Annotated in this window: 8 protein-coding genes and 2 tRNA genes; 5 read left to right on the top strand and 5 right to left on the bottom strand. The window is 35.1% G+C overall.

Translation table 11 applies throughout. The annotated features are described in order from the left end of the window. On the bottom strand, positions 1–446 hold a 446-nt coding region (locus tag ACKI67_RS03075), incomplete at its 3' end, for a DNA-3-methyladenine glycosylase I (RefSeq protein ID WP_407461928.1). A 140-nt stretch (positions 447–586) separates the two neighbouring features. Here ACKI67_RS03075 and ACKI67_RS03070 point away from each other — a divergent pair. After that, positions 587–1,777: a TIGR00375 family protein gene (locus tag ACKI67_RS03070; protein WP_407461927.1), complete on the top strand. Its 1,191-nt coding sequence runs from the start codon at positions 587–589 to the stop codon at positions 1,775–1,777. A 13-nt stretch (positions 1,778–1,790) separates the two neighbouring features. Here the strand turns inward: ACKI67_RS03070 and ACKI67_RS03065 are convergent. The 4 genes from ACKI67_RS03065 to ACKI67_RS03050 all read right to left on the bottom strand — a co-directional run bounded on the left by ACKI67_RS03065 (position 1,791) and on the right by ACKI67_RS03050 (position 3,430). Beyond that, positions 1,791–1,865: transfer RNA gene (locus tag ACKI67_RS03065), tRNA-Arg, on the bottom strand. Between the two features lie 80 nt (positions 1,866–1,945). After that, positions 1,946–2,019 (bottom strand) — tRNA-Arg (locus ACKI67_RS03060). A gap of 186 nt (positions 2,020–2,205) precedes the next feature. Next, positions 2,206–2,751: a hypothetical protein gene (locus tag ACKI67_RS03055; RefSeq protein ID WP_407461926.1), complete on the bottom strand. Its 546-nt coding sequence runs from the start codon at positions 2,749–2,751 to the stop codon at positions 2,206–2,208. Positions 2,752–2,878: 127 nt separating this feature from the next. Beyond that, positions 2,879–3,430 carry a hypothetical protein gene (locus ACKI67_RS03050; protein ID WP_407461925.1) on the bottom strand — a complete coding sequence of 184 codons (552 nt, stop codon included), beginning with the start codon at positions 3,428–3,430 and terminating at the stop codon, positions 2,879–2,881. Between the two features lie 707 nt (positions 3,431–4,137). On the opposite strand from ACKI67_RS03050, the gene frhA reads away from it, so the two are divergent. Genes frhA through frhB form a run of 4 tightly spaced genes read left to right on the top strand, consistent with a single transcriptional unit; the run spans position 4,138 to position 7,672 of the window. Beyond that, positions 4,138–5,355 (top strand): coenzyme F420 hydrogenase subunit alpha, encoded by a 1,218-nt coding sequence (gene frhA / locus ACKI67_RS03045; RefSeq protein ID WP_407461924.1) that lies wholly within the window; start codon positions 4,138–4,140, stop codon positions 5,353–5,355. Between the two features lie 29 nt (positions 5,356–5,384). After that, a complete protein-coding gene (gene frhD / locus ACKI67_RS03040) occupies positions 5,385–5,858 on the top strand; it encodes a coenzyme F420-reducing hydrogenase, FrhD protein (protein ID WP_407461923.1) in 474 nt (157 codons plus the stop codon). Positions 5,859–5,870: 12 nt separating this feature from the next. Then, positions 5,871–6,815 (top strand): coenzyme F420 hydrogenase subunit gamma, encoded by a 945-nt coding sequence (frhG, locus tag ACKI67_RS03035; protein ID WP_405289316.1) that lies wholly within the window; start codon positions 5,871–5,873, stop codon positions 6,813–6,815. An 11-nt stretch (positions 6,816–6,826) separates the two neighbouring features. After that, on the top strand, positions 6,827–7,672 hold the full coding sequence (frhB, locus tag ACKI67_RS03030) for a coenzyme F420 hydrogenase subunit beta (protein WP_405289315.1): 846 nt from the start codon (positions 6,827–6,829) through the stop codon (positions 7,670–7,672). The last annotated feature ends 359 nt before the right edge of the window (positions 7,673–8,031 follow it).

Genomic DNA, 8,031 nt, shown 5'->3' with positions numbered 1-8,031 from the left:
AAATCCTTAGCTATTTTGTCTGAAAGAGGAGAGTTGGTCAAATAGTTCTCTTCTGTATCAATTAAAACCTTATTGTCTGTAAAGTGCCATATGTAATTTGAGAATGATCCATATTCCTTTTGCATTTCGATGAAGACCTTTGCATTGTTTATTGCAGCGTTTATTTTTCCTTTATGCCTTATTATTCCTGCATTGTTCAATAGCTCTTCTATCTTCTTCTCATCATAATTTGCCACCTTTTCAACATCAAAGTTATCGAAGGCAGCTTTGAAGTTTTCACGTTTTTTTAATATTGTAATCCATGCAAGTCCTGCCTGGAATGATTCAAGAACAAGCATTTCAAACAGTTCACGGTCATCTAAAGTGGGAGCTCCCCACTCTTCGTCATGATACCTTATATATATTTCTTCTACATCTTCAGCCCAAGGGCAACGTTTTTTAGTCATGGAATCACTCAATTCAAATTAATTATAATCAATAGTCTATCTATATCTTTTAGTTAAAAAATATTTATATTAAAAAATAATTAGTTAAAAGATAATTTAGTTAAAAAATATTTATATTAAAAAATTAAAATGATTATTATATGTTGGTCAATGCAGATTTACACACTCACAGTTGCTTTTCAGCAGCCACTTCAAAGGATATGGTAATAAACAATATAGCTCCAAAATCCCGTGAAAAGGGATTGAACTTAGTTGGTACTGGAGACGCCTTGCATCCTAAATGGCTGGATATTGTAGCCGAAAGCACTGAATATAATGGTGATGGAATATACTCACACAAAGATTGTGATTTCATCTTGACAACAGAGGTTGAAGCCCAACACAAGATTCACCATGTAATCATAATTCCGGATATTGATGTAGCTCGTGAGCTTTCCCAAAAGTTGGTTTCTCCAAACAAGTTCATTGATGGAAGGCCAAGAAGCCCATTAAGTGGTGCTGAGCTTTTCGAGCTTGTAAAAGAGTATGACTGCATGATTGGACCTGCCCATTCATTCACTCCTTGGACTGGAATGTACAAGACATATGACAGCATTTATGACTGTTATGAGAAAAAGCCTGATTTTGTTGAACTTGGATTGTCTGCAGATACTGACATGGCAGATACCGTAAAGGAACTGTCTGATTTTGTATTCTTAACCAATTCTGATGCTCATTCTCCATGGCCTCATAGGTTGGGAAGGGAATTCAATCAGATAGAGATGGAGGACATTTCATACACATCACTTCAAAATGCATTGAAGAATAAGACCGTCAAGGCAAATTACGGTTTGCTTCCGAATTTAGGAAAATATCACATGACAGCATGCACAAAATGCTATAAGATCATTGACCCTGATATTGCAAAATCAAATGGAATGAAATGCTCCTGTGGAGGAAGAATCAAGAAAGGGGTTGATTTTAGAATCAGTGAAATTGCAGATTATGATGAGCCTCATCATCCAAGCCATAGGCCTCCTTATGTTCATCTGATGCCTCTTGCTGAGATAATCAGCATGATTTACGATAAGGGAATAACAACCAAGACAGTACAAGGTGTTTGGCAAAAGCTGATTGATGCATATGGTCCTGAAATTGATGTCCTAATCAATGTTCCATTGGAGGATATTTCAAAAATAGATGATAAGGTAGCCCTTGGAATAGAAGGATTCAGAAACAAGACATTGAATGTGGTTCCAGGTGGTGGAGGCAAATACGGTGAAATATCCTTTGCTGAGGAATTGAAAAAAGAGGAAAAGAAAGAGAAAATCATCACTCTTGATAATTTCTAAAATTATAAAAAAGCAGGCTTGGCGGGATTTGAACCCGCGGTCTTTAGATTAGGAGTCTAACGCCTTATCCAAACTGGGCTACAAGCCTATATGATCAACTGCTTAAGATATCTTAAGTAGTCTATTTTTAAAATATGTGTTAAAAATAAATAAAAAATAGTAATAGAGCGGACCCGCCGGGATTTGAACCCGGGACCTTCGGATTAGAAGTCCGACGCCCTGTCCAGCTAGGCTACGGGCCCTATGTACAACATTTAATAATATGTTTATTATGATATATAAAAGTATTGGTAAATTAATCTTTTTTTATTATACTGATTCTAAAAAGTTAAAATAAACATAGAATAATTCTTATATCTATTTAAAATTTAAGTTTTTAAAAAAATAATAAAAATTATATTAAATTAATAATTTAATTTTTTAATTGCTTATTGGCTGTTTTCACTGGTTTCGTTACCTGAATCAGAGTCAGTAGAATTGTCATCATCAGCAGCTTCTGGCACTACTTCCTCACTGAAAGCACCTTCTAAGACTGTTCCTGTACCAGATCCAACAAGTACATAACCGGTACGGCCTTGAGCATCTTTTAAGAGACAAGTGTAGTATCCATGAGAATTGTATTTGACACTATAACACCAGCAGCCTTCCCATCCTGCAGCTTGAGCAATTTTTTTAGCTTTTTCAGGGCTTACATTGTGATGCTCGGAAGAGCTTGAGCTTGAGCTAGAACTGCTGCTTGAGCCTGAGCTACTGGTTCCGCTACTTGCACTGGTTCCGGAAGAAGATCCAGTTGCACCGGTTCCATCTAAACCTGTAGAGTTATTGCCGATACCAGTATTTCCTTGTTCATCAGGTGTAAATCCTGAAAGATCATTGAATACGGTATTGCTATCGTTTGTTAATCCATATGCAGTTACTCCAGCAGCAATACATAAAACGATTACCACAGAAATAAGTATGCTTGTATTGTCCACATTTCCACCTCTAATCTTTAATTAGATTCATATGATTTTTATTTAAATCGTGCCGCAATTTTTTAATGCGACACCATTTAATATTATGTATTAGTTTGATAGAATATTCGTATTTTGCACTGCCAGTTTAAACTAAACTTGTTATGCCGGTTTTTTTGTCCACAGCTATACCAAATGTATCGGTAGTGTAATTACTTTGTTCAGATGGAGGCATATGTTTTTCGAAATAGAATATTCTGCAGTCAGTTTGAGTTACAGACCTGATGAATTTTGCACCTTCTCCTGCAGCTTCTTTTGCTTTTTTGAAAGATGCATCATATCCTATATCGTCGGTTGGTTTATTATTATCATCAGTGTTATCATTATTTCCATTTCTTCCTGGGTTGGTTCCAGATCCTGAACTGGTTCCACTTCCAGAACTGCTTCCAGAACTGCTTCCGCTACTGCTTCCGCTGCTACTGGATCCTGAACTTCCTGAAGAAGTATCTGATCCGCTTCCATCGTTTGCATCAGTACTGATCATGTCATCTATACCATTGCTGTCACTTGAACTGTCTGGAGAGAATCCAGTTAAGTCATTGAAAACCGCATTGTCCCCTTCGCTTATTCCATAAGCGGTTACTCCTGCAGCAATACATAATACAATAATTATAGATATAATTATGTTTGAATTATCCATTATTTCACCTCCTTTTTTAAGAAGTATTTTTTTATAAATCTGAACTTAATTGTTTAAATATTTTTTTATCAAAATTTAACAATTGTATAATATTATTGTTCATTATCTTAAATATATCTTTCCTAAAAATTTCAAATAAATTATTTATACTTTTTTTAAAACTTTCAAATTTTTCTTGTCAAATTCCTCATCTTTCCAAGTGAAAACAATAAGATGTTTTGTAAGATCAATTCAGTAATACTCATTTTTTCATTGTTATTACTTTTGGCCATATTTTTGCAAAAAACATGATTGACTCAAACAGTTTTCATATGATTTTTTAGCATTTTTATTTAGCTGTTTTTTTGAAATTTTTTTCCTTGTTTTCACTAATTTTCAAATCTCATTTTTTTCTCAAAAGTAATACTTATTTTTAATTAGTTAATAATTAATTTAAAAAATTTGTCATGGTCATTTATCATTATTTATCATTAAAATTTATCAATTTAACTTTATTAATTTGTTCTAAATCCCTTTTTTTTCTATTTGTTTCATTAATTGTTAACGATTTTTTGATTTGGGCTAAAATTTTAGGAAAACCTAAATAATTAACCTATTTAAATGTTTCTTTTTAACTCTTAAAACAATGTTTATATTATATTTTAGATTAATATATATCTGTTAGTTTCTAACTTTTAAAATTTTAAATAAAATAAGAGGTGACACATTTGAGCGATAAAATAGTTATATCCCCAACATCTCGTCAAGAAGGTCATGCCGAATTAGTCATGGAAATTGACGATGAAGGGATCGTTACCAAAGGTAGATACTTCAGTATCACACCTGTCAGAGGCTTAGAGAAAATGGTTACAGGTAAAGCACCTGAGACTGCACCAGTTCTTTGTCAAAGAATCTGTGGGGTATGTCCAGTACCTCATACAATGGCATCTGTTGAAGCAATGGATGACTCTTTAGACATTGAAATTCCAAAAGCAGCTGCATTGTTAAGAGAATTAACAATTGCATCTTCTAACTTAAACAGTCACGCAATTCACCATTTCTTAGTTGCTCCTGACTTCGTACCTGAAGATCTTTTCAAAACTGCAGTAGACAGTGTTGGAACAATTAGGAAAAACGCACAATACGTTGTAGATATGGTAGCTGGTGAAGGTATCCACCCATCTGATATCAGAATCGGTGGTATGGCAAGAAACTTATCTGAACTTGCACGTAAAAAATTATACACCAGACTCAAAGCATTAGTCCCAGTAGTAGACAATCACGTTGAATTAATGACTAACTTAATCCTTGAAAAGGACATTCCTGAAGGATTAGGTGCAATCAATGCTCCTGTATTTGCAAGTGATGTTATTTACGGTAAAAGAGAATTCTTCGATCTTGACAGATTTACTGAAATTGTACCAGAATTATGGTATGATGACCCAGAAATCGGTAAAAGAGCATGTACTACTGTACCATTATATGATGGTTTAAATGTAGAAACTGGTCCTAGAGCAAGATTAGACAAATTCCAAGGCTACAAAGAAAAAGGTGTTGTAGCTCAACACTTAGCTAGAGCTCGTGAAATGAAAACTTACCTTTCCAGAGCTATTGCTATCTTAGATGAATTAGACACTGCTGCTAATACCCTCGCAGATTTCGACCCAAGAGGAACCAACAAATTAGGTATCGGTGTAGTAGAAGCTCCTAGAGGAACTGATATTCACATGGCACAAGTAAAAGACGGAAAAACCGCTTTCTACAGTGCATTAGTACCAACTACTTGGAACATCCCAACTATGGGTCCTGCAACTGAAGGATTCCATCACGAATGGGGACCTCACGTAATCAGAGCTTACGACCCATGTTTATCTTGTGCAACTCACGTAATGGTAGTTGACGACGAAGATGGATCAGTTGTTAAAAACGAAATGGTGAGAATTTAATTTTATAGATTTTAATAGAGAGGAATAAAATGCCATATGATGCAGGAAGATTAGTTGTTGGATGTGGAAATGTATTGTTTAAAGACGATGGTTTCGGTCCAATGGTTATCCATGCTTTAGAAGATTATTTTAAAGAAAATGATATTGAAATGCCGGAAGACACTCAGTTCATTGATGCAGGAACCGGTGCAACACACTTCATTTTTTCTATGCCTGATGAGAATTGGAAAAAAGTGATCGTGGTTGATGTTGTAGAATGGAATGCAGAACCAGGAACCCTTAAGATTTTCAGTCCTTATGATATGCCTAAAGGCAAATATGAGAACGCTCATACTTGGCCTGTTGAAGAACCGCTTCATGATTTGGTTGACATGGGCATAGAAGTAGTTATAGTTGGATGCAAACCGGCGGAAATCACTGCACCAGATGTTGACATGGGCTTAACAGAGCCAGTGGAGGCGGCTATTCCTAAAGCTATTGAAATGATATTAAATGAACTTTAAAGGGGTTTAGCAATGCTTGATGGATTAAAAAATAAATTAAGAAAATTTTTAGGCCTTGAAGCTAAACCGGACGCAGAAGATGATGAAGCAAAAGCTAAATTAAAACAAGAAATGAAAAGCGAAGTTGAAGCTCAATCAAAGCCTGCTGAAGAAGCAAAAAAAGCAGCTGATGCTGCAGCTGAAGAAGAGGCTAAAAAACAAGCAGAATCATCTGAGCAAATAAGTAAAGAATCTTCAACACAGGAGGTTGAAAAAGTGGCTGACAAACCAAAAATAGGATATATTCACATGAGTGGTTGTACTGGAGACGGTATGTCATTAACTGAAAACTATGACATTCTCTCAACCTTACTCACTGATATGGTGGACATTGTTTACGGAACAACTTTAGTAGATTTATGGGAAATGCCTGAAATGGATTTAGCATTAGTCGAAGGGTCTGTCTGTTTACAAGATGAACACAGTGTAAAAGAACTTATGGAAGTAAGAGAAAAATCAGGATTAGTTTGCGCATTTGGATCTTGTGCTATGACTGGTTGTTTCACCCGTTACGCACGTGGTGGACAATTAGCTCAACCAAAACATGAATCATTTGTACCAATTTCTGACTTAATTAAAGTAGATTGTGCTATTCCAGGATGCCCAGCATCCCCTGAAATTATTGCAAAAGTAGTTGTTGCATTAATTAACGGAGACATGGACTACTTACAACCTATGTTAGACATGGCAGCATGCAACTTAGCATGTGGTTGTGACTTACAAACCAACGTTGTAAGCAAAGCATTATGTACTGGTTGTGGAACTTGTGTATTAGCTTGTCCAACCAGAGCTCTTGAAATGGTAGAAGGTAGACCATCCCACAACAAAAACAGATGTATTAAATGTGGTGCATGTACTACTCACTGTCCAAGAACCTGGTTCCCTGCTGAACAAATTAAAAAGGACTTAGGATTATAGGAGGAAGTAAAATGGCATTCGGTACATATAAAGAAGTAGTATCTGCAAGAGCTACTGACAAAGCAATCCAAAAAGTCGCACAAGATGGTGGAATCGTAAGCGCATTATTATGCTATGCTTTAGAAGAAAACATCATTGAAGGAGCTATTGTTGCTGGAGATACTGAAGACGCATGGAAACCTGAACCAACTATTGCAATGACTCCAGAAGAAATCATTGCAGCAGCAGGTACCAAATACACCTTCTCTCCAAACGCAATCAGACTCAAAGAAGCTGTAAGACAATACGGTCTTGAAAAAATCGGAACTGTAGGAACTCCTTGTCAAATTATGGGACTCAGAAAAATGCAATCCTACCCATTTGCTACCAGATTTGTAGCAGATAAACTTGCATTAATCATCGGTATTTTCTGTATGGAAAACTTCCCAAGAGATTCCTTAAAAACCTTCGTAGAAGGTAAAATGAACTCTTCCTTAGACAATGTTAACAAAATGGACATTGGTAAAGGAAAATTCTGGATTACCGATCCTGAAAAAGAATCTGGACTTGCATTAAAAGAAACTCACGGATACGAACAAGCTGGATGTAACATCTGTCTCGACTATGTTGCAGAATTAGCTGATGTATCCACCGGATCTGTAGGTTCTCCAGATGGCTGGTCCACTGTATTTACCAGAACTGACAACGGAGCAGACATCTTTACCGCAGCTGTAGAAGCTGGAGTAATCGAAACCAAACCAATGGATGATGTAAAACCTGGTTTAGAATTACTCGAAAAATTAGCTAACGGTAAGAAAGACAAAGGTAGAAAAGAAATCGAAAGAAGAGTTAACATGGGACTCCCAAGTCCTTTCTAACAAGCTTTTACTCGCCTACGGCTCGTAAAACCTTGACCAAAACTCTTTTAGAAAAAGTTATATCTTAACTTTTTCTATTTTTTCTTTTTTTCTTTTTTTTAGGCTATTTTTAAATGTTCGTATACTTATTAACTAAATTCTATTTTTTATCATTTTTTGATTTTAATATTATGATATTTTAGCTATTTTTCTATTTTTTCCATAATTTCAAATGAAAAATTTTAATAATAATCATAATTAAAAAAACTATTATATAATAAAACTTATTTAATCAAAATTTAATTATAATTTAAAAATAATCTAATTTTATGCTGCATATAATTTCAGATGGAATTGTTTTTAGATGGATTTAATTAGAT

Origin of the sequence: Methanobrevibacter sp. (assembly GCF_045577275.1) — an archaeon.
Taxonomy (GTDB): Archaea; Methanobacteriota; Methanobacteria; order Methanobacteriales; family Methanobacteriaceae; genus Methanobrevibacter.
The sequence above is the reverse complement of the archived record's forward strand: the minus strand, read 5'-3'. Positions and strand labels throughout refer to the sequence as shown.